This is a genomic window from Bifidobacterium sp. ESL0827 (assembly GCF_052606685.1).
The window spans coordinates 1362389-1388870 of sequence record NZ_CP199597.1 but is presented as its reverse complement, the minus strand read 5'-3'; the positions used below and the strand labels follow the sequence as shown (position 1 = coordinate 1388870).

General features: G+C 58.0%; 25 protein-coding genes. 22 read left to right on the top strand and 3 right to left on the bottom strand.

Annotated features, from left to right (window positions below; translation table 11 throughout):
• The first annotated feature begins 26 nt into the window (after nt 1-26).
• Complete coding sequence (locus ACUIAI_RS05520) at nt 27-2129, top strand: beta-galactosidase (RefSeq protein ID WP_445341799.1); 2103 nt, start codon at nt 27-29, stop codon at nt 2127-2129.
• On the opposite strand, the gene ACUIAI_RS05515 is transcribed toward ACUIAI_RS05520, so the two are convergent.
• Nucleotides 2086-2883: a type III pantothenate kinase gene (locus ACUIAI_RS05515; protein ID WP_445341798.1), complete on the bottom strand. Its 798-nt coding sequence runs from the start codon at nt 2881-2883 to the stop codon at nt 2086-2088. The genes ACUIAI_RS05520 and ACUIAI_RS05515 overlap by 44 nt on opposite strands.
• A gap of 145 nt (nt 2884-3028) precedes the next feature.
• Between ACUIAI_RS05515 and ACUIAI_RS05510 the strand changes: the two genes are divergently transcribed.
• The 15 genes from ACUIAI_RS05510 (at nt 3029) to dnaG (ending at nt 19786) form a co-directional block, all read left to right on the top strand.
• Complete coding sequence (locus tag ACUIAI_RS05510; RefSeq protein WP_445341797.1) at nt 3029-4675, top strand: ABC transporter substrate-binding protein; 1647 nt, start codon at nt 3029-3031, stop codon at nt 4673-4675.
• A 2-nt stretch (nt 4676-4677) separates the two neighbouring features.
• Nucleotides 4678-5658 (top strand): ABC transporter permease, encoded by a 981-nt coding sequence (locus tag ACUIAI_RS05505; protein ID WP_445342824.1) that lies wholly within the window; start codon nt 4678-4680, stop codon nt 5656-5658.
• A 74-nt stretch (nt 5659-5732) separates the two neighbouring features.
• Nucleotides 5733-6695, top strand: a complete 963-nt coding sequence (locus ACUIAI_RS05500) for an ABC transporter permease (RefSeq protein WP_445342823.1) — start codon at nt 5733-5735, stop codon at nt 6693-6695.
• Complete coding sequence (locus ACUIAI_RS05495) at nt 6695-7489, top strand: ABC transporter ATP-binding protein (RefSeq protein ID WP_445342822.1); 795 nt, start codon at nt 6695-6697, stop codon at nt 7487-7489. Before ACUIAI_RS05500 ends, ACUIAI_RS05495 begins: the two co-directional genes overlap by 1 nt.
• Nucleotides 7476-8324, top strand: a complete 849-nt coding sequence (locus tag ACUIAI_RS05490) for an ABC transporter ATP-binding protein (protein ID WP_445341796.1) — start codon at nt 7476-7478, stop codon at nt 8322-8324. Before ACUIAI_RS05495 ends, ACUIAI_RS05490 begins: the two co-directional genes overlap by 14 nt.
• Nucleotides 8325-8571: 247 nt before the next feature.
• The gene (locus tag ACUIAI_RS05485; RefSeq protein WP_045935617.1) at nt 8572-8937 is read left to right on the top strand and encodes a GntR family transcriptional regulator; all 366 of its coding nucleotides are present in this window, start codon (nt 8572-8574) and stop codon (nt 8935-8937) included.
• Nucleotides 8934-9794 (top strand): ATP-binding cassette domain-containing protein, encoded by an 861-nt coding sequence (locus ACUIAI_RS05480; protein WP_445341795.1) that lies wholly within the window; start codon nt 8934-8936, stop codon nt 9792-9794. Before ACUIAI_RS05485 ends, ACUIAI_RS05480 begins: the two co-directional genes overlap by 4 nt.
• Nucleotides 9791-10753 carry a hypothetical protein gene (locus ACUIAI_RS05475; protein WP_445341794.1) on the top strand — a complete coding sequence of 321 codons (963 nt, stop codon included), beginning with the start codon at nt 9791-9793 and terminating at the stop codon, nt 10751-10753. The genes ACUIAI_RS05480 and ACUIAI_RS05475 overlap by 4 nt, the downstream gene beginning before the upstream one ends.
• 90 nt (nt 10754-10843) lie before the next feature.
• A complete protein-coding gene (locus ACUIAI_RS05470) occupies nt 10844-12862 on the top strand; it encodes a RecQ family ATP-dependent DNA helicase (RefSeq protein WP_445341793.1) in 2019 nt (672 codons plus the stop codon).
• A 64-nt stretch (nt 12863-12926) separates the two neighbouring features.
• Entirely contained in the window at nt 12927-13409 is a 483-nt protein-coding gene (locus tag ACUIAI_RS05465; protein WP_029678668.1) for an S-ribosylhomocysteine lyase, read from the top strand.
• Between the two features lie 370 nt (nt 13410-13779).
• Nucleotides 13780-14430 carry an N-acetyltransferase gene (locus ACUIAI_RS05460; RefSeq protein WP_445341792.1) on the top strand — a complete coding sequence of 217 codons (651 nt, stop codon included), beginning with the start codon at nt 13780-13782 and terminating at the stop codon, nt 14428-14430.
• Nucleotides 14431-14472: 42 nt separating this feature from the next.
• Complete coding sequence (alr, locus tag ACUIAI_RS05455) at nt 14473-15831, top strand: alanine racemase (RefSeq protein ID WP_445341791.1); 1359 nt, start codon at nt 14473-14475, stop codon at nt 15829-15831.
• 70 nt (nt 15832-15901) lie between these two features.
• Complete coding sequence (locus ACUIAI_RS05450; protein ID WP_024626651.1) at nt 15902-16360, top strand: Ohr family peroxiredoxin; 459 nt, start codon at nt 15902-15904, stop codon at nt 16358-16360.
• Between the two features lie 18 nt (nt 16361-16378).
• A complete protein-coding gene (locus tag ACUIAI_RS05445) occupies nt 16379-17662 on the top strand; it encodes a deoxyguanosinetriphosphate triphosphohydrolase (protein ID WP_445341790.1) in 1284 nt (427 codons plus the stop codon).
• A 57-nt stretch (nt 17663-17719) separates the two neighbouring features.
• Nucleotides 17720-19786: a DNA primase gene (gene dnaG / locus ACUIAI_RS05440; protein WP_445341789.1), complete on the top strand. Its 2067-nt coding sequence runs from the start codon at nt 17720-17722 to the stop codon at nt 19784-19786.
• Between the two features lie 93 nt (nt 19787-19879).
• Here the strand turns inward: dnaG and ACUIAI_RS05435 are convergent, their stop codons facing one another.
• On the bottom strand, nt 19880-20131 hold the full coding sequence (locus tag ACUIAI_RS05435; protein ID WP_313841097.1) for a hypothetical protein: 252 nt from the start codon (nt 20129-20131) through the stop codon (nt 19880-19882).
• Nucleotides 20132-20443: 312 nt separating this feature from the next.
• Here ACUIAI_RS05435 and ACUIAI_RS05430 point away from each other — a divergent pair, with 312 nt between their 5' ends.
• Nucleotides 20444-20668 (top strand): helix-turn-helix domain-containing protein, encoded by a 225-nt coding sequence (locus tag ACUIAI_RS05430; RefSeq protein WP_110417844.1) that lies wholly within the window; start codon nt 20444-20446, stop codon nt 20666-20668.
• 49 nt (nt 20669-20717) lie between these two features.
• Nucleotides 20718-21491 carry an HAD family hydrolase gene (locus tag ACUIAI_RS05425; RefSeq protein ID WP_445341788.1) on the top strand — a complete coding sequence of 258 codons (774 nt, stop codon included), beginning with the start codon at nt 20718-20720 and terminating at the stop codon, nt 21489-21491.
• Between the two features lie 10 nt (nt 21492-21501).
• Here the strand turns inward: ACUIAI_RS05425 and ACUIAI_RS05420 are convergent, their stop codons facing one another.
• Nucleotides 21502-21834 (bottom strand): nucleotide pyrophosphohydrolase, encoded by a 333-nt coding sequence (locus ACUIAI_RS05420; protein ID WP_121913168.1) that lies wholly within the window; start codon nt 21832-21834, stop codon nt 21502-21504.
• Nucleotides 21835-22275: 441 nt separating this feature from the next.
• On the opposite strand from ACUIAI_RS05420, the gene ACUIAI_RS05415 reads away from it, so the two are divergent.
• The 4 genes from ACUIAI_RS05415 (at nt 22276) to ACUIAI_RS05400 (ending at nt 26457) form a co-directional block, all read left to right on the top strand.
• Entirely contained in the window at nt 22276-23373 is a 1098-nt protein-coding gene (locus ACUIAI_RS05415; protein ID WP_445341787.1) for a PfkB family carbohydrate kinase, read from the top strand.
• 208 nt (nt 23374-23581) lie between these two features.
• Complete coding sequence (locus tag ACUIAI_RS05410) at nt 23582-24556, top strand: carbohydrate kinase family protein (protein ID WP_445341786.1); 975 nt, start codon at nt 23582-23584, stop codon at nt 24554-24556.
• A 45-nt stretch (nt 24557-24601) separates the two neighbouring features.
• Nucleotides 24602-25297 carry a phosphoribosylanthranilate isomerase gene (locus ACUIAI_RS05405; RefSeq protein ID WP_445341785.1) on the top strand — a complete coding sequence of 232 codons (696 nt, stop codon included), beginning with the start codon at nt 24602-24604 and terminating at the stop codon, nt 25295-25297.
• Nucleotides 25298-25311: 14 nt separating this feature from the next.
• Nucleotides 25312-26457: an iron-containing alcohol dehydrogenase gene (locus ACUIAI_RS05400; protein ID WP_445341784.1), complete on the top strand. Its 1146-nt coding sequence runs from the start codon at nt 25312-25314 to the stop codon at nt 26455-26457.
• Nucleotides 26458-26482: the final 25 nt, after the last annotated feature.

Genomic DNA, 26482 nt, shown 5'->3' with positions numbered 1-26482 from the left:
TCAAGACGGACCAGGAGGTTCTACCCATGAGCAAACCGACACGGCGGGCCTATCGATGGCCCAAGCATCTCAAGGGTCAGCAGTCCCTCTGGTACGGATGCGACTACAACCCCGACCAGTGGCCCGAGGATGTCTGGGATGAAGATATCAGGCTGATGACTAAGGCAGGGGTCAACGTGGTGGCCCTGGCAGTCTTCTCCTGGTCGCGCATTGAGCCCAGCGAGGGCGTTTTCGACTTTGATTGGCTGGACCGAATCATTGACAGGCTCGGTCGGGCGGACATCGGGGTCAACCTGGCCTCGGCCACGGCCTCCCCGCCGCTCTGGCTGACCCAGGCACATCCCGAAGTTCTGCTCAGGGACGAGCGAGGTGACACGGTCTGGCCCGGGGCCCGGCAGCACTGGCGGCCCACTTCGCCGATCTTCCGCTCCTATGCCTTGAAGCTCTGCCGGGCCATGGCCGAGCACTACCGGGATAACCCTTACCTGGTGGCCTGGCATGTGGGCAACGAATATGGCTGCCACAATCGTTTCGACTATTCCGACGATGCCATGAGGGCCTTCCAGCGTTGGTGCCGCCACCGTTACAAGGACATCGAGGCCGTCAACCGTGCCTGGGGCACGGATTTCTGGTCGCAGAGGCTGAGTGACTTCTCACAGATTCTGCCGCCGCGTTTCATCGGTCAGGGGAATTTCCAGAATCCGGGACGCATGCTGGACTTCGAGCGGTTCAGCTCCGACGCCCTCAAGGATTTCTACATGGCTGAGCGTGACACCCTGGCTGAGATTACCCCGGATATACCTTTGACCACCAACTTCATGGTCAGCGCCGGCGGATTTACCCTGGACTACGACGACTGGGGCGACCAGGTGGACTTTGTGGCCAATGACCACTACGCGACGCCAGGCAGGGATCACCTGGAGGAGCTGGCCTATTCCTCCAGCCTGGTGGATGCCATCGCCCGCCGACGTCCCTGGTGGCTTATGGAACAGGCCACATCGGCGGTCAACTGGCGGCCGGTCAATCCCCGCAAGGAGCCCGGACAGCTGGAGCGCGATTCCCTGGCTCACCTGGCACTCGGTGCTGATGCCATCTGCTACTTCCAGTGGAGACAGTCCCGTGCTGGCGCGGAAAAGTTCCACTCGGCCATGCTGCCTCACGCCGGCGAGGACACGGCCGTCTTCCGTGATGTCTGCCAATTGGGAGAGGACCTGCAGGGGCTCTCGCAGGCCGGTCTGGCGGGTAGCACGCTGGCCAGGGCCCCATTGGCCCTGGTCTTCGACTACGCAAGCCAGTGGGCCAGCTCCCACGCGTCCTCGCCCAGCAATCGGGTCGAGCATGGTCAGGAGCCGCCGGTCTGGTACCGAGCCTTTCTGGACAACGCCATCCGGCCTGATGTCCTGCCGGTCAGGGCTGCCTGGGAGGAGTACCCGCTAGTGGTCCTGCCATCCCTCTACCTGATCGACGCTGATCTCTCCAAACGGCTCCACAAGTATGTACATAGTGGAGGGCGGCTGATCGTCACCTGGGGCAGCGGTATCGCCGACGAACAGGACCGCGTCTGGACCGGTGGGTATCCGGGGCCGCTCCGGGACCTGCTAGGGCTGTCGATCGAGGAGTTCGCACCCATGGTCCCCGGCACGCCTGGTCTGCTGGACCATCTGGACCTGACCAACGGGGTTACGGCCCACGATTGGGCCGATGTCATCGGCCACTTGGACAAGGGTACCAAGGTCCTGGCAAGCTACCGGGCTGATCCCTGGACGGGGATGGATGGCATGCCGGCCATGACCGTCCATGACTGGGGTCATGGCAAGGCTGCCTACCTGGGTTGCCGTCTGGACGCCCAGGGTCTGGCCAAGGTCCTTCCTGCCCTTTTGGAGGCCCTGGATGTTGCCGATATGAGGTCGGCTCAGGGCGACCCCGATCTGTTGAGAGTTGAGCGAGTCAGCCAGGATGATCGGACGCGCTTTGTCTTTCTGTTCAATCGCACCAGGCATCCGGTGCAGGTTCAGGTGGAGGGCCAGGTCCTGGTGGGCTCGCTGACCGGCATCGACAAAGACGGCAAACAGGCCATTCTGCAGGTCAATGGTGCGCTGGTGCAGCGTGTGGTCGGCCATCGGCATTGAGCTGGTGAATCCTGTACATGCCGGTGAAGATCAGCTCGGGATCGTAGACCTCGATCAGGTCAGTGTCCTGTGAGAAGGTGCGACCCATGCCGCCCGTGGCCACCACGTGGAAGTTTCGGCCTATCTCGCTGCGGTACTGACGGATGATCCGCTCCAGGCCGCCCAGGAAGTTGTAGTAGAGCCCGGCCTGCATGGCCGTTTTGGTACCCGTGGCCATGATGGTCTGAGGACGGGTGATTTCCACTTGGGGCAGCTGGGCGGTCTGGCCGGCAAGGGCCTGGGCCCCCGAGCGGATACCCGGCACGATCAGGCCGGAGCGGATGGCGCCCTTGGCATCCACATAGTTGAAGGTGGTGGCAGTGCCAAAGTCGATGACCAAGACCGGCCCTCCGTAGCGGTTGAATGCGCCTACGCAGTCGGCCAAGCAGTCGGCGCCCAGGGAACGCGGGTCGTCCAAACGGATGTTCATGCCCGTCTTCACGCCGGGGCCTACCACCATGGGGTCGATGGAAAAGAAACGGATCAGGCAGGACCTGACGGCGTGCATGACCGCAGGAGCCACCGAGGAGATGATGGCGTCCTGCACATCCGCAGTCTTGTAGCCGGCCAGGGCCATGAGCTGTCCCAGCAGAAGCCCGAACTCGTCAGCTGTGTGGTCGATTCTTGTGGTCAGTCTGTAGGAGGCGGCGACCCGGTCGCCCTCCATGAATCCGACCTCGATGTTGGTATTGCCGATGTCGATGGCCAGCAGCATGTCTCTTCCTCCCTGCCGTCGTCCGGGCGCGTGGCGCTTTTCGAATCCATCCTAGGCGCATAAGCCTGGGTGATGGCTTCGGGGAGTATGCTTGTGGGCGGTGATCGACCAGAATGGCGGTCAACCACAGCATAAGGATTCGTCAATGAACGCAGATCGACACGGCACGCATGCGCATGGCAGCGTGACCGCAACAGATACAGATGCGGCCCAGGAGTCAGGCCCCAGCACTGACCCCGAACTCAACGCCAGGATCAGGCCCATGAGGTCGGGCGGTAACACCCTGCCCTGGAAGCTGCTCAGTCTCCTGCTGGCCCTGGCCTTGGCATTCTCCCTGTGGACCGGGCATCGTGGAGCCGCTGGGCAAGCCGGGGGCGGAACCGTGGCGGACACGGTCACGGTGGGACTCAAGCTGGCTCCCACCAATCTGGACATCCGCAACCAGTCGGGCACAGCGCTGGATCAGCTTCTGATCGGCAATGTCTATCAGGGCCTGGTGTCACGGGATTCCCGGAACCGGGTGCGTCCGGGCCTGGCCAGGACCTGGGATGTCTCCGAGGACGGCCTGGTCTACACCTTCCACCTGCATGAGGGCATCCGCTTCTCCAACGGTCATGCTCTTCGGGCCCAGGACGTGGTTGACTCCATTCGTGGGCTCATGGCAGGCCATTATCAGGGCAGCGAGATGCTGGAGGGCTTCCAGGGCGTTCAGGCCACAGATCCTCTGACGGTGCGCCTGGCGCTGTCCAGACCATACCAGGATCTGCTCTGGCAGCTGAGCGGCCGGGCTGGTCTGGTCTTTGACCGGCGGGCCGATTATGACATGAAGACCCAGGCCGTGGGATCCGGCCCATACCTGCTGGAAAGCTTCCGACCAAACGATTCGGTCACACTCAAGGCCGATCCTCACTATTGGGGCAGCGACAAGCCTAAGACGCCAACCATCGTCATCCGCTACCTCAATGACGACAACGCCGCCGTCAACGCCCTGCGCAGCGGGGATGTGCAGGTGCTGGCTCCGGTCACCGAGAACCTGGCCAGCCCATTCCGCAACAGCCCCGACTTCCAGGTCAAGGCGGGCGACGACACCGACAAGTACGTCCTAGCCATGAATGGCAAGGGTGCCGCTACATCCGACCCGCGGGTACGTCAGGCCATCCGCCATGCCATTGACCATCGGCAGCTGATTGCCTCCCGAGGCGGATCGGACAGGGCCTTGGGCGGACCCATACCCTCTCTGGATCCCGGCTATCAGGATTTGACCGGTCTCTACCCCCACGATCCGGAGCAGGCACGGAGGCTCCTGGCACAGGCCGGGTATGGTCCCGACCACCCTCTCAAGCTGCGGTTGACCTACGCCAACACCTACGGCAGCGAGTTGGGTGATCAGCTGCGCTCGCAGCTGCGTCAGGTGGGCATCGACCTGGATGTGAGGGTGGTGGAGTTTTCGGTATGGCTGCAGGACGTACATGCCAACAAGGACTATGACCTGTCTCTGGTGGATCATGGCGAGAGCCACGACTTCCATCAGTGGGCCAACCCGGGCTACTACTACAACTATGACAATCGTCAGGTCCAGGAGCTCTATCAGAAGGCCATGGCCACGACCTCTGCCGATGACTCCGACAGGCTCCTGGCCCGGGCCGCCCGAATCGTCAGCAACGACGCGGCGGCGGACTGGCTCTTCAATTACCGGGTGACCACGGCCTGGCGGACAGGATTGGAGGGCTTCCCGGTCGATTTGAACCAGTCTCTCATGCCCTTGTCTGACGTGGCCTACAGGCGGGCATGACCATGGCCAGATTCCTGATGCGGCGCGTGTTGCTCTTCATCTTGGCACTGATGGGCATCTCCCTGCTGATCTTCCTGGCCCTGCGTATCCTGCCCGGGGATGTTGCCGCAGTCATGGCCGGACTGGATGCCCCGCCTGGGCGCGTCGACCGGCTGCGTCGGCAGATGGGGCTGGACCGCTCCTACCCGCGGCAGTATCTGGATTGGATCAGCGACTTTCTTGAAGGGGACCTGGGCAGATCCATTCTGACCAACCGTTCCATTGCCTCCCAGGTGGGCATCCGGGCCCAGATCACCTTCCCGCTGATTCTTTTGGGATTGGGCGTGGCCCTGTTGCTGGGTATTCCCCTGGGCTGTGCGGCGGCTCTGGCACGCTCGCCACGGATGCAGTCTCTCAGCCACATGGCAGCCATCGTGGGCGGATCAGTGCCGGCCCTCTGGTCAGGGCTGCTTCTGATCATGCTCTTTGCCAAGGGAAGTGGCCTAATCGGTCTGCTGTCCTCCCAGGGCTTTCCTGCTCTCGGCTGGGCTCAGCCGGGGCAGGCCCTGTCGTCCTTGATTCTGCCTGCTCTGTCCACCGGCATCATCGTGGGTGCCGGCATCATGCGGTACACCCGATCCCTCCTTACTGACATGCTCTCTTCGGGGTATGTGGACATGGGCATGGCCTGCGGGATGACCCGAACCCAGGCCGCCCTGCGCATCGGTCTGCGGCTGGCTTCCCCCCAGCTGGTCTCCGTGGTCGGGCTGACCATGGCCGAGATGATCACGGGGGTCATGGTCAGCGAGAATCTGTTTGCTCTGCCAGGACTGGGCTCCATGCTGATCACCGACGTGGGCAACCGGGATCTTCCGGCCGTTCAGTCCGAGCTGCTTCTTCTGGCGGCCTTCTTCCTTTTCCTGGGACTGCTGGTGGACGTTATCCATAGACTGATCGATCCGCGTTTTCGAGGTACGGCCAGGCGGGAGGTGGCGGACCGATGAGCTGTGAACACGCAGACGGGCCACGCCTGGGGTCGAGTGCCGCATTCCCGGGCCGACTGGGATTCTTCGGGCGGATGCGGGTGGTGCTGGTCAGCATGTGGCGCAAGGCCTCGGGTCGATACTCGCTGATTGTTCTGGCCATTTGGATCCTTGTCTCCCTGGTCTCCAGGTTCTGGACCCCGGTCCCTATTTGGGCCACTGATGGGTATCGGATCTGGCAGGCCCCCAGCCGCGACCACCTGTTGGGTACAGACGGCACTGGAGCAGACATCCTCTCCTGGCTGATGGCGGGGTCGGCAACCAACCTGGCCATCAGCCTTCTGGCTGTCATCCTGTCGGGCGTATTGGGACTTCTTCTGGTCATGGCCATGGTCTCGCGCCGTTCAGGAGTATCGCAGACGGTCGTAGTCCTGGTCGACGCTCTGATTTCCCTGCCCACAGTTCTGCTGGCCCTGATCCTGGCTGTTCCCCTGGGACCCAGCATTGCCGTGGTCGTCTTGGCCTGTGGGTTCGGCTACGGACTCAACCTGGCCCGGATCGTACGGCCCCAGGCGCTTCTGGTGGCAGAGTCTGACTACGTGCAATCCGCCCGGCACAGCGGGATCGGGTCCTTCAGAATCTTCTGCACCCACCTGGTGCCCAATGTCATTCCTGTCCTGTGCGTGCAGCTTTCCATGTCAGCAGGGACCTCCGTTCTGGCCGAGGCAGGGTTGACCTACCTAGGGGTGGGTGTCCCCTCTGGCCTACCCTCTTGGGGGCACTCACTGACCACCTCTGTTAAGTTCATCAACGTCTTCCCACTGACTGTGCTCTGGCCCGGCTTGGTGGTCACCATGGTGGTGGTAGCGCTGAACCTGTTCGGGGATGCCCTGCGTGATGCCATCGATCCAGTTACCAACCCCAGCCTCAGGGCGGCCGTGACTGCCGCTGGACGGTCCGCTCTCCCCTCTGAGGAGCGCCAGGAAACGTCTGCGCAATTAGATGACTCTGGTCATCATGTCAAGAATGCGGTCCATGCAGAAGAGGGAGGTCAATGATGTCCCTGAGTATTGACGGCCTGAACCTGTCCATCAATGGCCACACCATTCTTGACCAGGTGGACCTCAAAGTGGCAGACGGCCAACGGGTCGGCCTGATCGGCTCCTCTGGCTCTGGAAAGTCGATGATAGCCCGTAGCGTTCTGGGCGCTGCACCGCTGACGGCCTCCCTGTCGGGATCCATTCTGGTGGACGGGTTTCAGATTCTCGGTTCGGATGACCGGTCTCTGGCGGACCTTCGCGGTTCCCGGATGGGCATGATCTTTCAGAATCCTTCCACGGCCCTGAACCCGGTCAAGAAAATTTACAGCCAGGTCGAGCTGCCTCTCCGTCGCCACTACCGTCTGAGTGCCCAGGAAAGGCGTAGACGAGTCATGGAGATATTGTCCCAGGTCGAGTTGGATGCGGATCTGGCTGGCTCCTATCCACATGAGCTGTCGGGGGGCCAGCAGCAGCGGGCGGCTATAGCTACAGCCCTGGTCACCAAGCCCAGACTGATCCTGGCGGACGAGCCGACCACGGCCCTGGATGCCATCACCCAGCGGCAGATCGTAGACCTATTGGTTTCCTTGGTTGACCAGAGCGGGGCCTCTCTGCTGTTCATCACCCATGATTTCTCCGTCCTGGCTCGGGTTGCTGATTACTGCTACATCCTTGACGCGGGTCGAGTGGTGGAAAGCGGACAAACGCAGAGCATTCTGCGCAACCCATCCAGTTCACAGGGCAGGACTTTGGTGAGAGCCGCCAAGGAGTTGACACTGAGCGCAGTTGGAGGCAAGCATGAGGGCGACTGACGGTGCACATGCCGATCCGATCCTGACCGGGAAAGGCCTGACCAAGGTCTATGCCTCCACTGGCAGCGGCACGGCTAGAAAGGCCGCGGTTGACGGGATCGATGTCTCCCTCCTGCCGGGGGAGTGCTTGGCGATCATAGGGGAGTCCGGTTCAGGGAAGACCACGCTTTCCCGTATGCTCCTTGGTCAGTTGAGGCCTGATGCCGGGCAGGTGGCATATGAGGGCAGACCAGTTCTGCATGGTTCCCCGGCCGCCAAGGAGCTTGCCCGGGACTCTGCTCTGGTCTTTCAGAACCCTTTTGCCTCCCTCGACCCGCGCTGGACCATTGGTCGATCGGTCGCTGAACCTCTTCTGGCTGTCAGGCGCAGGGGAAGCGGGCACCTATGGCATCGTCGTCAGGGTGGGACGGGCTCTGCTGATCAGGTGGCCAAGGTCTTGTCAGAGGTTCAGCTTGATCCGGGCAGGATCATGACGGCTTATCCCTCCGATCTGTCCGGAGGCCAGGCCCAGCGGGCGGCCATAGCCCGGGCCCTGGTCGTCAAGCCCCGGATACTCCTGGCCGATGAGCCCATGAGCGCCATCGATGTATCAGCACGCGTAGGTATTCTCCATACCCTTCAATCCATCATGGCCCAGTCCAGACAGCAGAGTGATCCGTCAAATGGCATGTCCATGATCATCATCTCCCATGATCTGGGCGTGGTCCAGCACATCGCGGACAGGGTCATGGTGCTCAGCCAGGGGAGGGTGGTTGAGGAGGGGCCGGTGCAGACCATCCTCGATCACCCCAGTCAGTCCTATACCCGTCAGCTGCTGGCAGCTGCAACCCTGTAGGCGTCCGTGCTTATACGGCATCCTGGCTAAGCAGAATTACATGAGGGCATGTCCGTTCTTGCTGGGATGAAGTAGGGCAGCGGAAGTATCTGCGCAGAGCAACCGGGCGGATTACGACTGCATTTGATTTGACGGTTGGAAGAACAAATCGTAGACTGTTGGTTAGTTACTCAAGTAACTAAGTAATAAACAGTTGTAAAGGTCCTAATTCGGCACTCCGAATCAAGGCAGACAAGGCGGTCAAACGATGGCGATCGAAATACCGGATGGTCGGCCCGTTTTCATGAAGGTGGCGGACCGGCTGACCGAAGCCATAGCCGAGGGTCTGGTCGCCGATGGTGAGAGGATTCCCAGCACCACGGAAATCTCGACCGCCTACCAGATCAACCCGGCCACCGTCCTCAAGGGGATGAACCTGTTGGTCGACCGGGGCCTTCTGGAGAAACGGCGGGGGCTGGGCATGTTTGTCACTGCCGGTGCGGGCCGGAGTGTTCGTGAGCGTCGGAGGAACGAGCTCCTGAACGGAAGGTTCCAGGATCTGGTCAAAGAAGCCAAGTCTCTGGACGTATCTCGTGAGGACCTGGACGCCATCATAGAAAGGGTCTACCAATGAGTCTGACAGTTTCCAAGGTGGACAAATCGTACGGAAAGCTGAAGGCCCTGGATGAGATCTCACTCTGCTTTGAGCCCGGTAATATATACGGACTCTTCGGGCGGAACGGGGCCGGCAAGTCCACCCTGTGCAATCTGATGACGGGCAGGACACTTCCTGACCAGGGGCTGATCCACCTGGATGGAAGCGATCTGGTCAGCGACTCAAGAATCGTTCGCCGCGTGGCCCTGGTCAATGAAACCTGGCCCTATCCATCCCGACGACACATTAGACAAGCATTCGCCATGGCCGAGGGGTTTTACGGTGATTTCGACTGGCACTTGGCTGAGCGTATTCTTAAGAGCTTCGCATTGAGGCTGACTGACACTTTTGCTTCCCTCTCCATGGGGCAGCGTCAGGTGGTCAAGGACGTCATCGGACTCTGCCTGCCTGTGGAATACCTCATTCTGGATGAACCGACGACAGGAATGGATGCGGCGGCCAGGGAGAGGATCTACTCCTTCGTTCTGGAGGCCTATCAGCACCGCGGACCGACCATGATCATCGCCACCCATATCATCAACGAGGTCAGCCAGCTCATCTCCCGCGCCACGATCATCGACCAGGGGCGGGTCCTGCGATCTTTCAGCGTGGATGATCTGTCTGCCCTGGGGACCACTGTCACTGGCCGTCCGCGTGACGTGGAGGGCTACCTTGCCCAGGGCGACCCACAGCTGCTGAGCAGGCAGCGCATCGGCGACCTGCTGCGCGTCAGCTTCGAGGGGCCAGTGTCCGACGAGCAGCCCAAGGGGCTTATTGTCGCCCCAATGGATCTGCAGACCTACTTCGTCCAGATAACGGAAGGAGCGGCACAATGAATAACACGCAAGTTGCGGGGGCAGTGCGGACGAAGACCAAGCTGGGGCCAGAAAGCCCCGACCTGGGTGCTGGACCAGCTGAAGGGTGGGCCCGAATCAAGAGTTTCCTGTCGCCTGCGGTGCAGACCCGGATGGCTCTGCGCGTACAGGTGATGCCGAGGCTGATCGTCTTTTCGATTTGGGCTCTCGTCCTCACTCTGGGTGTTATGGGGTTCATCCCCTTGAGCTCCGGGTTCACCGGTCTGTTCACCGAAATGGTGCTCATGGCCACCGCCTTCGTCTGCTCACTGACGACTTTCCGGCCCCTGATCTCCAACGCTGTGACTCGTTCTACAATCGCATGGACCCAGATCATCTCCAATGTGGTCATGGCCCTGGCGACAACCACTTTCATGATCGTGGTCGCGATTATCAGCAGCCTAGGCCAAATCGGATGGATGCCCTTTACGGAAAGTTACCAAAGGTTTCTCGTGCAGGGCTGTTCGCCTTGGAGGCTAACTCTTGATCCCTGGAGTGTGTCATGTTTTAACCAGTCGTATGCTCAGCAGCCGTCCCGTTGGCTGGCTCTGGCGTTGCATGTCTTTATGGTGCAGATAGCCTTCGTTCTGCTTGGCCAGGTGCTGGGTGACCTCGCCGCCCATCTTGATCGAAAAGGCAGATGCCTGCTGCTGGTGGGGCTGTTGATCTGTATCGGTTTCTGGCATTCGATTTCCGGCTGGAATTTCTGGGGGTGGCAGCAAACGGCGGTTCAGATAATCAACCTTATGCGCGGCCATTGGATGTACAAGACCTTAAGCCCCTTCATGAATGTTGATTTATGGGGGTACGTCACCGTATATTTACTCTGGCCCCAAGTGGTCTTCACGTTAGTCTTCTCCGCCATATGCATCCTGTTCAGCTACTGGCTCACCAGCCGTCGGCAGCTACCAGCTATCCAAGGGTTCAACATTCTGGGTTAGTGGCAGGATGGCTAAGCGTTCCGGCAACGATTGACCACATGGTCGTTCGCCCACTGCTTGACTCCTGCCGGGGCAATAGACTGGGGAATCATGGTGGACATCCAGGATGCAGGGCAGGCGCTGAAACGGTATTTCGGATATGAGTCCTTTCGTCCGGGTCAGGAGGATCTGGTCAAGGCCATTCTGAATGGGCGAGACTGCCTGGGTGTTATGCCGACCGGGGCTGGCAAGTCCATCTGCTATCAGATCCCTGCCACCCTTCTGGACGGTCTGACCATCGTCATCTCTCCCTTGGTTTCCCTGATGAAGGACCAGGTGGACGGGTTGGAGGATGCCGGCATCCCGGCTTCGTTCGTCAATTCCACCCAGGATATGAATGAGCAGTCCCTAGCCCTGGCTCAGGCTGCCCAGGGACGAAGCAAAATCCTCTACGTGGCTCCCGAACGGCTGGATGCCCCCAGATTCAGAGAATTTGCCCAGCGTACGAGAATCTCCCTGCTGGCCGTGGATGAAGCCCACTGCGTATCCCAGTGGGGTCAGGACTTCCGCCCTGCCTACTTGGGAATCGGCGACTTCATCAGATCCCTGCCTAGTCGACCCACGGTGGCAGCCTTCACTGCTACAGCGACCGAAAAGGTTCGGCGCGACATTGTATACATGCTGGGCTTGGACGATCCTTACGTAGCGGTGACGGGATTCGACAGGCCCAACCTCTTCTTCGATGTGATCAAGCTGGAGAGCAAATACAAGAATCGCTGGGTGGTCCAGTATGCCCTGAAGCATGGAGATGACTCAGGCATCGTCTACTGCGCCACCCGCAAGGAGACCGAAGCCCTGGCGGATGATCTGGCCAAGGCTGGTGTCAGCGCTGTCAGCTACCACGCGGGCATGGATGCCCAGGACAGGGAGCAGGCGCAACGGGACTTCGTCAACGACAAGGTGCAGGTGGTCGTGGCCACCAATGCCTTCGGCATGGGCATTGACAAGTCCAACGTGCGCTATGTCATCCATCACAACATGCCCGAGAGCATCGAGGCCTACTACCAGGAAGCAGGCAGGGCGGGACGTGACGGTGAGCCCGCCCGATGCTCATTGCTGTGGAACGAGAGCGACATCGTCACCCGCAGACGTTTGCTGGACATGGACAACGGCAACGACAGACTGACCGGTGAGCAGGCTGAAGCGGTCAGGGCCGAACACCGGCGTCTGCTCAACGTCATGATCGGCTACTGTCGAACTACCGGCTGCCTTCACCAGTACATGTTGCGCTACTTCGGCGAGGAAGTGGACCAGGCTGCCGCGGGCCTTTCGCCTGCCGAGGCCGACAAGGGCAAATCCGTCCCGGTCGGGCATCCCGACACGGGCAGCGGCGGCTGCCGAAACTGTTCCAACTGTCTGAGCACCTTTACGACTATCGATGTCAGCGATGTGGCCCGTGCCATCAGCAGGTGCGTGCATGATGTGAATCAGGGGTTCGGCTCCGGCAAGATCGCCCAGATCCTCCGGGGTTCGCGCTCGCAGGACCTTCTTCGACGAGGGCTGGATCGGTGCCCCAGCTATGGCGCTCTGGCCCAGGTTCCAGAGGCGCGAATCCGCGACGTGCTCAACCAGATGGCCTCGGACGGGTATCTGTACATCACCGAAGGACGGCTGCCCATGGTCCATTTCGGGCCCAAGGCCGCGCAGACGGTCAGTCCGGACTTTCATTATGAGATCAAACGGACGGAACGACCGAGTGCCTCAGGCAAGGTCTTCGGCGGCGGATCTTCTTCGACGCTTGACGATGACGATCTCGATCAGGTCGATGCAAGTGATGCCAACCCAGAGGACGAGGAACTTTTCCAGAAGCTGCGCGATCTGCGGACCAGCATAGCCCGTGAGATCGGCAAGCCCCCCTACATCGTCTTCTCCGACAAGGCGCTGCGCGATATGTGTCGTCTGCGTCCAGTCGATGATGCGACCTTCCTGGCTGTCAACGGGGTGGGACAGCACAAACTGGATCAATATGGACCCCAGTTCATGGGGGTCATCTCCAAGTTCTCGGCCAGAAAAGGAGTGAATGTGGTCATGGGCGCGGCCGAATCTGATAGGCGGGTCGGCCTACCATGAGATATACATGACTTCATCGTGGCTGCCCTTGCAGATTAGGCGCCCGAGAGGAAAGGAAATAATAATGGCTGACAAACCAATCGTAGAGAGCTTCCAGCTGGATCACACCAAGGTCAAGGCGCCCTACGTTCGTCTGATCGACGAGGAGAAGGGCCCCCAGGGAGACATCATCTCCAACTATGATCTGCGCCTGGTCCAGCCCAATCAGAACGCCATTCCTACTGCCGGGCTGCACACCATCGAGCACACCATCGCCGTGCTCCTGCGCGAGCGCATCCCCGGCTACATCGACTGCTCGCCCTTCGGCTGCCGGACGGGCTTCCACCTGCTTGCCTGGGGCCGTCATTCGACCGAGGATGTGGCCAAGGCCCTGAAGGAGTCGCTGGAGTTCATCGCCGAAAAGGCCACCTGGGACGACGTGCCAGGCACTGAGATCACCTCTTGCGGCAACTACCGCGACCATTCGCTCTTCTCGGCCAAGCAATGGAGCCGTGACATCGTCGCTGCGGGCATCAGCTCCGATCCTTACGAACGCAAGCTGGTCTGAGTTTCAAAAACGTGGAAACTGGGCAAGGGCTGAGCCCTGCCCAGTTTTTTGAAGGGTGCTCATCTAACACTCGTGGGACGAATCGGTCACTTGTGCCTGTTCTTTGGTGTTCGTCTGGGCGAAGAGGCTCAGCGACATGTGGTCATGCCAATCCGTCTGGTCAGCAGGCTTTCGTAGTCAACCTGACCCGTGCCCGTTATTTGCACTCGGAAAACCGGGTTCTGAAGAGTGCAGAATAGCCCAAACTATTCCCCGATTCGCTCAATGCGTACTCACTTCGTGACAGCCTGCTGATGGATACACTCGTACTTCGGCAATCGCAGGGGCAGGTTTCATCCCTGCCGCACCGGTCGAGAAAGAGGTAGCCACAGTGAGCAAGTACGCGATGGAGACCGCACGTTGGATCCGTCATGCCACCATGGACGACTTTGAGGCGATCATGCCTGTCTACGCCTACGCCAGAAAGCGGATGGCCGAGACCGGCAACCCCCGTCAGTGGGGGGACAAGTACCCCCTGCCTGAACGCATCCGCGAGGACATCGCGGGTGGCCACACCATGCTCTTGGTTGACGATGCAGCTGGTATGGACCAAATTCCTGAGGATCCCGTCTACCCTGAACCTGAGCTGGACGACCACAAGGGCAGCCACGAGCGCATCATAGGCGTCTTTGCTCTCTTCCATGATCCAGAACCGGATTATAAGGTCATTGATGGCAGCTGGCTGGACGACCGGCCCTATACCACCATCCACCGGGTTGCTGCCTCGGGACTGGGGCGTCACGCGGCCGGGGACCTGCTTGATTGGAGCATGCGCCGGTTCGAGAACATACGCGCCGATACGGGACTGAAGAACTATGCCATGCAGCATATCCTGGAGACCCACGGCTTCACCCGATGCGGCAACATCATCATGCCTGAGAACAAGGAAATCGAGAACGTGCGGGTGGCCTATCAGCGGCATGATCGTCCCCTTGACCTGGCTGAGCGCGAAAGGAAGGCCAAGCGCTTGGTCACTGTCTGAGAGCGGGGGCAGACCGTCGCAGCGCCGTCGCACAATGGAGCCATGACATTGAGCGCAGCACCGGCATGGCAGTTTTCCGGGCCCGAAGGCCAGAAGCATTACGAACAAGCTCTTCGGGCCTATCCTGGGCAGATCATCGTGGACTTGCGGACCTTGAAGGCCAATATGGCCACCTTGGTTAAGCTGGTTCATTCCACGAACCCCGGTGCTGCGGTCATGGGTGTGGTCAAGGCCGATGCTTACGGCCATGGGCTCATCCCTGCTGCTCTGGCGGCGCTGGCTGGCGGGGCCACCTGGCTTGGCACAGCCCAGTCCAGCGAGGCCCTGCGTCTGCGTCGTGCAGGCATCGGCCCCGAACATTGTCGGATTCTGTCTTGGATGTTCAATGGGGACCGCGCCCCCTTCAACCAGCTGATTCAGGCTGATATCGACCTAGGCGTCGGTTCTCTGAAGACCATGGACATGGCAGCCCAGGCGGCAGATCAGGTCGGCAGGCCTGCACGCGTCCACATCAAGGTGGACACCGGCTTCGGACGCAACGGTTTTACTCCCGAAACCTTCGGGGATGCCCTACGCGAGCTCTCCCGCCTGGCCGCACAGGGTCTGTTGGAGCCTGTGGGGCTTTTCAGCCATCTGGCAGTGGCCGACATGCCTAATGTGGACGAGTTCGTGTCGTCCACTGACGAGCAAATCGCCCTCTTCGAGGAGTTTTCTGACAGGATGACGGCCGTCGGCATGAAGCCTGAAATCCGGCATCTTGCCAACACTGCTGCCACGCTCAGCCGTCCTGGAATACGTTACGACCTGACCCGTCCTGGCATCGGTCTGTACGGATACGAGCCGGATCCCTCCATGGGGGTTTCGGCCGATTATGGTCTGCGTCCGGCAATGACACTCCAGGCCCAGCTGGGCACTGTCAAGGATATGCCGGCCGGTCACGGCATCTCCTACGGGCGCACTTATCTGACGAAGAACCCGACAAGCACGGCCATCATGCCCTTGGGATATGCCGACGGGATCCATCGGTCCGCCTCTGGCTTTGACCGCGAGGGCGCTATGGGCCGAGAGCATCTGGGAGGTCCCGTCCGTCTGATGACTCGTCAAGGGCCCAGGTTGGTTCGTGTCGCTGGAAGAGTCTGCATGGACCAGTGTGTACTTGATCTGGAGGGCATGGCTTCCGACTTGGGAGTGGACGAGGGCGATACCGTTGTTCTCTTTGGGCCAGGCCAGGGGGAGGACCAGGCTGAGCCAACCGCTGATGACTGGGCACGGGCCGCTGACACCATCAGCTATGAGATCTTCACCTGCCTACGTAATAGGATTCCACGGCTCTACCTGGGTGTGCATGAGGTGGTCGAACCCTCCGACCTGCACCTGATTGCCCCTGAATCCATTCTTTGAGACCACTATCACAGGTAGAACCTGGGCTTGGGGCCTTGTCAAGGGGCAATATAAGTGGTGAGATGAGGTTATGACTACATATACAGGAAATGAACCCAGCAATATCTCATACACAGCCGTAGCTGACATCACCGGTGGCCGCGAGGGCCATGCGGACAGCCACGAGCCCGATCTTTCCCTGGACTTGGATACACCCAAGGCTATGGGAGGCAAGGGCCAGGGCACCAACCCCGAGCAACTCTTCGCCATCGGCTGGGGTGCCTGCTTCCAGGGAGCCATGGGACTGGCCGGAAAGGAGCTGCGCGTGCCAGCCACCAAGCTGGCCCAGAGCAAGGTGCGCACTCACATCTCCCTTGGCGACCAGGGCGAGTCCTTTGGCATCAAGGCTCTGATCGAGGTCTGCCTGCCCGGCGTCGATCGTGATCTGGCCACCCGTCTGGTGGAGCGGACCCAGGAGCTTTGCCCCTATTCCAAGGCCACAGCGGGCAATGTGCCCACTGAAGTGGTGGTCGTGGATAATCTGGACTGAACGGAGCGGGCGCGCCTGATGGGCACTGATGAGGAGGGCGGATTCCGCCTGCTGGCCGAGGGCTACTCCGCCCAGGATCAGGAACGGTGGGCGCCAGAGCCTCCAAAGACCAGCAGCAGGACCGCCTTTGAACGTGACCGGGCGCGTCTGGTCCATTCTTCGGCGTTGCGTCGACTGGGGGCCAAGACGCAGATCCTGGTCGCCGGCACTGACGACTTTGCCCGTACGCGCCTGACCCACACCTTGGAGGTGGCCCAGATCGGCCGGCAGATCGGTACCATGTTGGGTTGCGACCCCGACGTGGTGGACTGTGCCTGTCTGGCCCATGACCTGGGTCATCCGCCCTTCGGCCACAACGGCGAACGTGCCCTGTCCTCGCTGGCCTCAGACATAGGGGGATTCGAGGGCAATGCGCAGACCTTTCGACTGCTGACCAGGCTGGAGCCCAAGGTTTTCCAACCGGACGGACGTTCGGCAGGGGTCAACCTGACAAGGGCCGCCCTGGACGCTGCGGTCAAATATCCTTGGACCTTGGCTGAGGCCTCGGCTCATCCCAAGGGGGAGAGGACTGCCAAGTTCTGCGTCTATCCAGATGATCAAGAGGTCTTCCGCTGGCTCAAGCAGGGGGCGCCGCAGGCTAGCACGCCTATGGAGTGCCAGGTCATGGACCTGGCTGATGACATCGCCTACAGTGTCCACGACGTGGAGGATGCCATCGTGGTCGGCTCATTCGTGCCTGAACGACTGGCTGAGCCTCGAATCGTCGATGGCGTGGTCCAGGCTGCCCGATCCTGGTATGGCGACCGCTGGGATGCCGACCAGCTGGTCCGAGCCTTGGAGGACGTCCGTGGCATGTTGCCGACGGGCTTCGACGGTTCACGCCGGGCTCTGGCCACGTTGAAGAACACCACCAGTTATCTGATAGGCCGCTTCGCTGACTCCGTGGAGGCAGCCACCCGAAGCCGCCATGGCCAAGGTCCGCTGACCAGGTACTCGGCAGGGCTGGTCATCCCTCCCCGGACCTCCTATGAGATCGTGGCCTTGAAGGGGATTGCCGTCTACTTCGTCATGGCTCCACGTGAGAAGGAGCCCTTCCATGCAGAGCAGCTGAAAATCGTGGCCGACCTGGTTGAGGTGATGATGGCCGACTCGCCAGCCCCCTCTGATGCCTTGGAGGATGTCTTCCTGGAGGATTGGCGCCAAGCAGGTTCGGACGGGGAGCGCCTGCGGGTGGCCATCGACCAGGTGGCCTCCCTGACCGACGGCTCGGCGTTGGCCCTGCATTCCTTGGTCTGCCCATAGGCCTGCCGCATTTATGCAGGGCGCAACACATCCCCCTGGGTCGGTAGGCTGGGTGTCATGTCCGGAATGATCAAGAAGGAAGACATCGAGAAGGTCAGAGCCAAGGCCGATCTGTATGAGATCGTATCTGAAAGCGTGACTCTGAAGCCTTCAGGTTCCGGCACCTACATGGGCTTGTGCCCCTTCCACGACGAAAAGTCTCCTTCTTTTTCGGTGCGTCCATCCATGGGGGTCTGGCACTGTTTCGGCTGCGGTCTGGGCGGTGATGTCTTCACCTACGTGGAGCAGGAGGAGAACGTCGAGTTCGGCGATGCCGTCGAGATCTTGGCAGACAAGTATCAGATCGAGCTGCATTACGAAAACTCCCGTCAGGACAAGCGTCGCGGGTCCAAACGTTCCCGGCTGCTGGAGGCCAACGAAGAGGCCCAGCGTTTCTTCGTCTCGCAGATCATGAGCAAGGAGGCGCTGGCGGCGCGCAAACTCTTGGCGGGCAGGACCTTTTCCCAGGCCGATAGCGCGCATTTCGGATGCGGATACGCCCCACGCGGATGGGATAACCTGGTTCGCCACCTGTCCACCAAGGGTTTCACCCAGCAGGAGATGCTGGATGCCGGATTGGCCAGGCAGGGGCAGCGGGGGGTCTACGACTACTTCCGGGGCAGGGTCACCTGGCCTATCAGGGATTCCACGGGCCGTACCCTGGGCTTCGGCGCTCGCAAGCTCTACGAGGACGATGGCATCAACGCCAAGTACATCAATACGCCGGACACCCAGCTCTACCGCAAGAACCAGGTGCTCTACGGCATCGACCTGGCCAAGGATGCCATTGTCAAAAAGCGGCAGGTGGTCATCGTGGAAGGCTATACCGACGTCATGGCCTGCCATCTTGCTGGTGTCGATACGGCTGTAGCCACCTGTGGCACTGCATTCGGTGAGGACCATGCCAAGATCGTCCGTCGACTTATTTCCGACGATGCCTTAGGGGCCATCCAGCTGGTGGGGCCGGTCCAGGGCTCCCGGGTGGTCTTCACCTTCGACGGGGATGCCGCCGGCCAGAAGGCTGCCCTGCACGCTTTTGGCCTTGATGGGAGCTTTTTGACGCAGACCTTCGTGGCGGTGGCCCGGGAGAATCTGGATCCCTGTGATCTGCGCATCCAGTATGGCGATGAGGCTGTGCGTTCTCTGGTCGAGCATGCCCGGCCGCTGTACGACTTCGTCATCGACACGGCCGTAGCCATGTTCGACACCCAGTACACCACCGGGCAGATGGGGGCGGTCAAGGCTGTGGCGCCCATCCTGGCCCAGATCAGGGATCGCTCCCTGGTGGGGGCCTATACCCGCAAGACCGCCAGGAAAATCGGCGTGGATCTGGATCTGCTGCGCCAGGAGGTCAACAGGGCCCGCCGCAAGCTGCATGTGAAAGACCAGGATGCCTATGCGGTCCGCACTCCTCACCGCGGTGCGGGTGAATCGGAGGGTCGCGCGGGCCATGGCAGTGACGATGCCATGCAACGTCGTAGGATACAGCGTGAGGATGCTCTCCGGCAGGGTTATCATCACATCGATGATTCTGTTTTCATTTGCGAGCAGCAGTTCATGGGCGTGCTTATACAGATTCCCAGAGCGATCGGTTCAGATGCCTTCGCTCAGCTGAGTCCGGACAGTTTCGAAGTTCCCATTTTCCGCTCGCTCTATCGGGCTGTGCAGGCCGCCGGAGGGCTGCCCGACAGGAAGACGCCCCAGGGTCTGTGGATGCATAATTTGACCAAGGCGGGCGGGCCCATGCTGGAGTCGGCCATCAACGAGCTGGCTGTCATGCCTTTGCCGCTGAATTTGGATAAGCAGGAGGATAGGCGACCGGGCAATAAGGAAGGCGATCAGGGCGCAGACTCCGATGACGCGGATGTTCAGCTGAAGCAGCCTAGCCCGGAGGAGCGTCAGTATGCCTCCGAGCTGCTGGCAAGGTTGCTGGATGCCACTTACATGCGACTGATTGCCTCGACCAGGCACCGGATGAATCAGTTGCCAGACGGTCAGGAGAAGTTCGACCTTCTTGGTCAGCTCACCCAGTACGAGACCCAGCGTAGCGAATTGCGCACCCAGGTCTTCGGCAACACCGAGTGAACTGGTGGTCAGATAGGTTGGTACTCCCTGTCCTTGTCGAAGTTTCAGTTGTAGACAGGGATGAGGAGGACTTGGGGTAGGTGTGGCTCCCTGTTAGGCGGGGAAGGAGATCTGGGAGTTGATGCAGGTCATCACAGTGACAATGATCGCGGTAATGATGCCACCCAGATATGGATTTCTGGTGTGTCGGTAGATCGCCCGTGTCACCAGAGGCATGACGGCTAGTGGAACCAAGGGTGTCAGCATCCAGTCGGGTATCTGCGTGTTGTTACCGAACAGGCCGTTGACCCCAGTGATGAAGAAATACCCATATCCAACTACTGCTATCAGTAGTGCTGGCAGCATGTTGAAGAACGCCAGCAGACCTATGTTGGCTGCTGAGTTCCTCCCGAACGAGGTGGAGTAATTCAGGCTATTGATGAAGACCGATGTGGTTCCGTAAGCTACAAGGAAGAATGGCAGTAGCTAGAACTATGACGAACTCATTTTTGGCGTGAGGCAGAGCTAGGAAATCGTCTCCCGTTCAAATAACCGGTAATGCCTTACTGATATAGTATTACTGGTAAGGCATGACAATTTGTTTCTTGTATTTACCTTGGCTCTGTGGCACATTCTCAAGTACCGAGTGGATGGGCGGAATACGCCGTAGTATTAGGCATGAACATACAACGTCGAAGGACGGCTTTGCATTACAGCCAAGAGTTCGTCGCCTATAATGCCAACCTTTCCCGGTTCGCATATCAACAGTTGGAGCATGGCCAGTCGCGACCCGGGAGTCCAGCCAATCCCAGCTTGATCAACATAATGGCAGTTGCTCAAGTACTTAATGTGAGCCTGGATGAGCTGCTGCCTGATCCATGGCCGGATCTTCACGCCAAGTAGTGTGGGGTGACGCCATTTTCAAGACAAGCCCTGTCGATAGGGTGAATGCATGAACATGGAGCATCAAAAGGAAGAAAGTCGTGTCGGGTCGACTGACAAAGCCCGGTTCGCTGTGGGTCGTCGTCCGCATGCGGTCTTCTGGGACATGGACGGAACTCTGATCGACTCAGAGCCCTACTGGCATCAGGCGGAGGTCGATTTAGCGCGCAAGCATGGAGGAGACTGGAATGCCGACATGGGTTGGCAGGTTTCCGGCAAACCTCTGCCCACAGTGGCAAGGTTGATGCGGGAGCGTGGTCTTGACCTTCCTGAGGATCAGATTCCAAATTTGTTGATCGATGGGGTCATTGCCATGGAGGAGCGTCACATGCCTTGGATTGAAGGTGTTCGCACTATCCTGACAGACCTGGTTGGGGCCGGCATTCCCTCGATTCTGGTCACTACTTCGCCACGCCGTATGGCCCAGGCAGTGGTTGCCAAGGCGCCCGAGGGGGCTTTTGCCGACTATGTTTGCGGGGACGATGGGCTGGCGCAGAAGCCCGACCCTGCGCCCTATCTGCATGCGGCCAGTCTGGTTGGCATCAACAGCCCTGATTTGATGACCTCCTGCTTGGCTTTCGAGGATACCTTGACCGGCATCACTTCGGCTGTGGCATCAGGAGTCACCACTGTGGCCTATACCGGCACCAACCCGGTCGACACCTCATCAGGCCCTCAGTTCGCTTCCATGAAGAGCTATGTTGGAGTCACCCTGGATGATCTGTCTGCACTAATCGCCAAGCGACTCGGACGATTGGGGTCGTCGGCTGCGCAGACCTGCTGACTCGATCTGACTACTGCAGGGGGCGGTATTTTCGGCTGGAGCCGCGTGAAGTGGCCACCGGATACCTTTCGGCCGTCCTCTGCAGTTTATCCATGATAATTTGATCCATGTCCAGATTCAGCCGATCCGCCAGCTGGATGCAATAGGTGAGCACGTCAGCCAGCTCGTCGGTTACGTGGCCTTCATCTCCGTCCCTGGGATCGTCCCCCCACTGATAGCATTCCAAGAGCTCGGCAGCTTCGATGCAAATTGATTTGGCCAGGTTGGCGGGCGTGTGGAATTGATCCCAGTCGCGCTCGTGTACAAAATTCATTACCGCTGTTTCCGTTTCCTTACTGATCATGATTTCGAGCCTATCAGCCGGCTCTCTTGCCATCAGATTGGTATGGTTTCGTGGCATAAATCAAGAAACTGTATTCGATTGGCTATGTTTGTTGCATCGCAATGACCCGTTTGGCTTTGGATGCGGATAGATATTCTTCGATCAGGATGATCGCCAACAGTTGCAGTTGTGGTGAATTCTTGTCTGCAAGAAAGTTCGGCAGCCTTGGCTTCTGACTGCAATGGCCGTTGTCCCTATGGCATGAGTTGAAACCTTTGGGAATTGTTTGAGCAGACATGCTCAAGACCTCATATAAGGGCTGACCGTTCTCGTCTTGTACTGTGGATTACTTCGATTTGGCAAACAAATACGCCTTATCAGGTCGAGAAGTAAACCGGTTGTGGTTCAAAATGATGCTAGATTGTGAATCGGATTTGTCTGAGCAGGTGAGGTGAGGCATCTATGGCGGTGACCAATCGCGAAGAACAAATATTGGGATTGATCAGACAGAATCCGATGATTAGCCAGAACGAACTGGCGCATCTTTGCGGCATCACTCGTTCCGGTGTTGCTGCGCACATATCCAACCTCGTGAAGAAAGGATACTTACTTGGCAAAGGGTATATAGTTTCACCGCCTATCTATGTTGCAGTGATAGGCGGGATCAACTTGGATATTTATGGCATGTCAGTAAATCCCGTAGTAAGCCATTCCTCGAATGTTGGAAAAATCACGTTCAGTCCTGGTGGCATAGGTCGTAATATATCGTATGATTTAGGCTGTTTGGGCGTCAAGAATTATCTCTTGTCGGTCTATGGAGACGATCACAACGGAGCGTTCTTCAAGAAAGATGCCATGACCAATGGTCTTGACATAACATACTGTCAGCAATTGAGCAATACTCCGACTTCCACCTATCTTTCAGTAAGTGGTCCTGACGGAGATCCGCTGGTGGGGTTGGATGATATGGCCAGCAGCGAACTCATCAGCCCGACTTTTTTGCGCGATCGTGCGCATGTCATTGCCAATGCAAAAGCAGTTGTTATCGATTCCAGCTTAACTGCTGCTTCGATTGCCTGGGTATGTGACCATTATTCGGGTCCGATTTATGCTCGAGTTGTTTCTGTCAATAAAGCTTCGCGTCTGCTAACCGTGCTGAACAGAATAGATACTTTGGTGCTTAGCCGTGCTGAGACACAGTTGCTGACAGGCACTGATGCTTCCGATAAACAGAGCGGCCTGGCCTGCGCTCGTCGCCTGCACAAAGCGGGAGTTCACCGTGTGTATCTGCTTATGGATGGAGTCGGCAATCTATACAGCGAGGGAAGTAACTACGTATTTTGTCCTGATGGCCAAACGACCAAGGGCAGACATAATAACGGTGCAGCTTCGGCTGCCTTGTCCGCTCTTCTTTGGTCTCATAGCAAGAAAATGGACTACCGGGATTGCGCGGAAACCGCATATGCCGCGGCTTCTATGGCCATGGACTGCATTCAGTCAGTTAATCCGCGTTTTAGTTCAGCAACGTTGAGAGCTCGTCGTCATTCTCTTTTTGCATGAGTCTGATTAGCCACTCTTGAATTGATGACCGCATTTCTTTCGAAGCAGCAAGCTTAGACTGCTCTCTTGGTAGCAAATCAATACCAGACTTTGAACTATTTGACAGCGCAATAAGTCTTCTTTATGATGAAACTAACAATTGTTTATGAGATAAAACAGTTGTTAGTTGTGTTGAACGGCACAACTGCTGGCAAGGAGGCTGGTTCCAATGGTGGATTTCTCAGAGCCCTCATGCGATACCGAGCGATATGTTGTCGTTATAGGTGGCATGAATATGGACATTTGTGGACGTCCGAACACCGCCATCGTAGATCGTGATTCCAATCCAGGTAAGGTTAGTTTATCGGTTGGCGGGGTCGGGCAGAATATGGCGCAATCACTAGCCCATCTTGGGGTGCCCACATACTTAGTGACCGTTTATGGCAATGATGCCAATGGACGTGTTATGGAGCGGAACTGTCAAGAGAACGGCATTCATCTAGAATACTCAAAGCGTCTGGATGATTTCAGATCATCGACATACATGTTTATTACTGATGAAACGGGTGACATGCTCGTAGCGGTCAATGACATGGATATCTGCAAACAGATTACGCCTTCATTCTTGAAGGTCCGTCTGGATTTTATCAATGGGGCTGCGATTTGTCTTTTGGATGCGAATCTAGCGCCTGAAACCATGGAGTGGATCGGAGATAACGTAACTGCGCCGCTTTTCGGTGATACGGTTTCGACAATTAAAGCGAATCATTTTCTACCTATTCTTAATAAGATGAGTGTGCTTAAGCCCAACGCAATTGAGGCAGGCAAGTTAAGCGGAATCGATATACACGACAGCGCTTCAGCCGAAGATGGGGCTGCCTGGCTTATGGACAAAGGAGTCAAAACCGTTTACATATCTCTTGGGGTAGAGGGCATTTTGTGTGCTTCTCGGACTTCCGGGGCAGAAGAAATGGTTCATGTTCCTCCTTACCCCACGACCATAGCTACTGCCAATGGTGCTGGTGACACGGGAATGGCTGCCATCACATGGAGCTACTTCGACGATCCGAATCGTCCTATATGCGAGGTGGGTCGTATAGCTCAGGCCGCCTCCAGCATTGCATTGGAATGCACCAGGGCAGTTCCAGATATCGATGTGCAAAAGATACGTAAGAAGATGTCTGCACCTTTGATGGTTGCATGAATAAGGAATTTGACCACACTGCGAGTTTGTCAGTAAAGGAGAACAATGGTAGTCAAGCAACTCTATTCCATCATTCACTATGACGAGAGCATTAAAACCATGGAGGCAGGTGCCGATCATATTGGATTGGTGCCGATGCAGAATGGTGGCGTACCTGCTCAAAGAGTTCCATTGGATCGAGTGCATAAGATTTTTGATGAATGCAGGAACCGCGGAGTAAAAGCTGTGGCTATTATGCTGACCAATGATCCAGATGAGATGATCGAACTCGCTAAAGAAATTCAACCGGACATCCTTCATATCGCTGGTGATGGGTATGAAGCGGATAAGACCTTTGCCGAACGGCTGAAAAATGCTGCGCCCGAAACCAAGCTTATGCAGGCGGTTCTGGTGGACGACGAATCAGCTGTTGAGCGGGCCAAGCGTCTCGCGGCTTTCTGTGATTTCATACTCACCGATTCCGGTCTGGCCCCAGATACGGGCATAGGTGCCAGCGGGCAGACTCATGACTGGAACATCGATGCACGAATTGTCAAGGAATGCGGGAAGCCAGTCATCATGGCCGGAGGACTTGGTCCAGACAATGTGGCGGAGGCTATAAAGAAATGTAGACCCTATGGTGTGGATTCGCTCACTAAGACAAGTATCAAGTATCCGGATGGATACATGCAGAAAGATATTGACAAGGTACGTGAATTTTGCATGAAGGCCGACCAGGCGGCTGCGGAGGTAGGTTGCTGATTATGCAGTATAAGATGTTACAGCATGTAAAGGTTGTTTCCACTCATGATTTGGGCGAAACCCTAAAAGAGATACTACAGACCGAATCTTATAAACGGCCTTTGGTGGTAACTGACCATTTTGTATCGACGATGCCTTTGGTGGTCAAGGCTCTTGATTTGCTCCGCTCATCAGGGATCGCGGTTTCAGTCTTTAACAGCGTTGGTCCTGATCCTGCTGCCGGAATAGTCAACGATGCTTTTCTGGCTTTCAAACAGCACAATGCAGATAGTTTGATTGCCATTGGCGGAGGCAGCTCGATGGATGTGGCTCGAGGAGTCAACATCGTCAGAACAAATGGAGGAGACATTCTGGATTACACTGATCCATCCAAGTCGATCTCGCCTTGCCGCGGACAGATCAGTGTTCCTACCACTGCAGGGACTGGCAGCGAAATGTCTAATGCCCTTGTCGTTACTGATGAATCGTCGAAGACGAAAATGACTATTTTGGCTGATCCTGCTGTCAGTGAATATGCCGTGCTCAATCCTGAGCTAACTCAGACTTTGCCTCCCGCAATGACCATCGCCTGCGGCCTTGATGCTTTTGGTCATGCAGCAGAAGGGTATCTGTCCCGTCTATCAAGTCCAATGACTGATGCTATTTGCGAAAAAGTTATGTATCTTCTGTACCAATACCTGCCACGGGCTGTGCATGACGGCAATGACATAGAGGCTAGAGGAAGGGTTATGGTTGCCGCGAACCTGGCAGGTTGGATGCTGAATAATACAGGTACGATCGTCGGTCATTCCATCGCCCATGTGCTCGGTTCCCGCTATCATATCGTCCATGGCGAAGCAGTGGCTTACGCCCTCCCTTCAGTCTTGGAGTTTGTGGGTCCGGTTCGCCCTAAGAAAGTACGTGAGATCGGTCAGATTCTAGGGGCTGTATATCCGGAATCCGCACCTCAGGAGCAGACGACGGTCCTGGCTGTGCGAGCTTTCAAAGACTTTCGGGATAACATACTTGGAATGCATCCATTCGATACCTACCAAATTGATCATTCTGAACTGCTGGGCAATGCCTCGGCAGTTGCCAATGAGCGATTTGCCGATAATACCCCCCGTGCGGTTGATGAGGCAGCAGCCCACGATCTCTTGGAAGGTTTTGGAACTCGGTAAATGATCATTATGAAGTAAACAAAGA

Coding starts and splice junctions, on each gene's coding strand:
- ACUIAI_RS05520 (WP_445341799.1), top strand. CDS start 27: ATGAGCAAACCGACACGGCGGGCCTATCGATGGCCCAAGCATCTCAAG.
- ACUIAI_RS05515 (WP_445341798.1), bottom strand. CDS start 2,883: ATGCTGCTGGCCATCGACATCGGCAATACCAACATCGAGGTCGGATTC.
- ACUIAI_RS05510 (WP_445341797.1), top strand. CDS start 3,029: ATGAACGCAGATCGACACGGCACGCATGCGCATGGCAGCGTGACCGCA.
- ACUIAI_RS05505 (WP_445342824.1), top strand. CDS start 4,678: ATGGCCAGATTCCTGATGCGGCGCGTGTTGCTCTTCATCTTGGCACTG.
- ACUIAI_RS05500 (WP_445342823.1), top strand. CDS start 5,733: ATGCGGGTGGTGCTGGTCAGCATGTGGCGCAAGGCCTCGGGTCGATAC.
- ACUIAI_RS05495 (WP_445342822.1), top strand. CDS start 6,695: ATGTCCCTGAGTATTGACGGCCTGAACCTGTCCATCAATGGCCACACC.
- ACUIAI_RS05490 (WP_445341796.1), top strand. CDS start 7,476: ATGAGGGCGACTGACGGTGCACATGCCGATCCGATCCTGACCGGGAAA.
- ACUIAI_RS05485 (WP_045935617.1), top strand. CDS start 8,572: ATGGCGATCGAAATACCGGATGGTCGGCCCGTTTTCATGAAGGTGGCG.
- ACUIAI_RS05480 (WP_445341795.1), top strand. CDS start 8,934: ATGAGTCTGACAGTTTCCAAGGTGGACAAATCGTACGGAAAGCTGAAG.
- ACUIAI_RS05475 (WP_445341794.1), top strand. CDS start 9,791: ATGAATAACACGCAAGTTGCGGGGGCAGTGCGGACGAAGACCAAGCTG.
- ACUIAI_RS05470 (WP_445341793.1), top strand. CDS start 10,844: ATGGTGGACATCCAGGATGCAGGGCAGGCGCTGAAACGGTATTTCGGA.
- ACUIAI_RS05465 (WP_029678668.1), top strand. CDS start 12,927: ATGGCTGACAAACCAATCGTAGAGAGCTTCCAGCTGGATCACACCAAG.
- alr (WP_445341791.1), top strand. CDS start 14,473: ATGACATTGAGCGCAGCACCGGCATGGCAGTTTTCCGGGCCCGAAGGC.
- ACUIAI_RS05450 (WP_024626651.1), top strand. CDS start 15,902: ATGACTACATATACAGGAAATGAACCCAGCAATATCTCATACACAGCC.
- ACUIAI_RS05445 (WP_445341790.1), top strand. CDS start 16,379: ATGGGCACTGATGAGGAGGGCGGATTCCGCCTGCTGGCCGAGGGCTAC.
- dnaG (WP_445341789.1), top strand. CDS start 17,720: ATGTCCGGAATGATCAAGAAGGAAGACATCGAGAAGGTCAGAGCCAAG.
- ACUIAI_RS05435 (WP_313841097.1), bottom strand. CDS start 20,131: ATGCTGCCAGCACTACTGATAGCAGTAGTTGGATATGGGTATTTCTTC.
- ACUIAI_RS05430 (WP_110417844.1), top strand. CDS start 20,444: ATGAACATACAACGTCGAAGGACGGCTTTGCATTACAGCCAAGAGTTC.
- ACUIAI_RS05425 (WP_445341788.1), top strand. CDS start 20,718: ATGAACATGGAGCATCAAAAGGAAGAAAGTCGTGTCGGGTCGACTGAC.
- ACUIAI_RS05420 (WP_121913168.1), bottom strand. CDS start 21,834: ATGATCAGTAAGGAAACGGAAACAGCGGTAATGAATTTTGTACACGAG.
- ACUIAI_RS05415 (WP_445341787.1), top strand. CDS start 22,276: ATGGCGGTGACCAATCGCGAAGAACAAATATTGGGATTGATCAGACAG.
- ACUIAI_RS05410 (WP_445341786.1), top strand. CDS start 23,582: ATGGTGGATTTCTCAGAGCCCTCATGCGATACCGAGCGATATGTTGTC.
- ACUIAI_RS05405 (WP_445341785.1), top strand. CDS start 24,602: ATGGTAGTCAAGCAACTCTATTCCATCATTCACTATGACGAGAGCATT.
- ACUIAI_RS05400 (WP_445341784.1), top strand. CDS start 25,312: ATGTTACAGCATGTAAAGGTTGTTTCCACTCATGATTTGGGCGAAACC.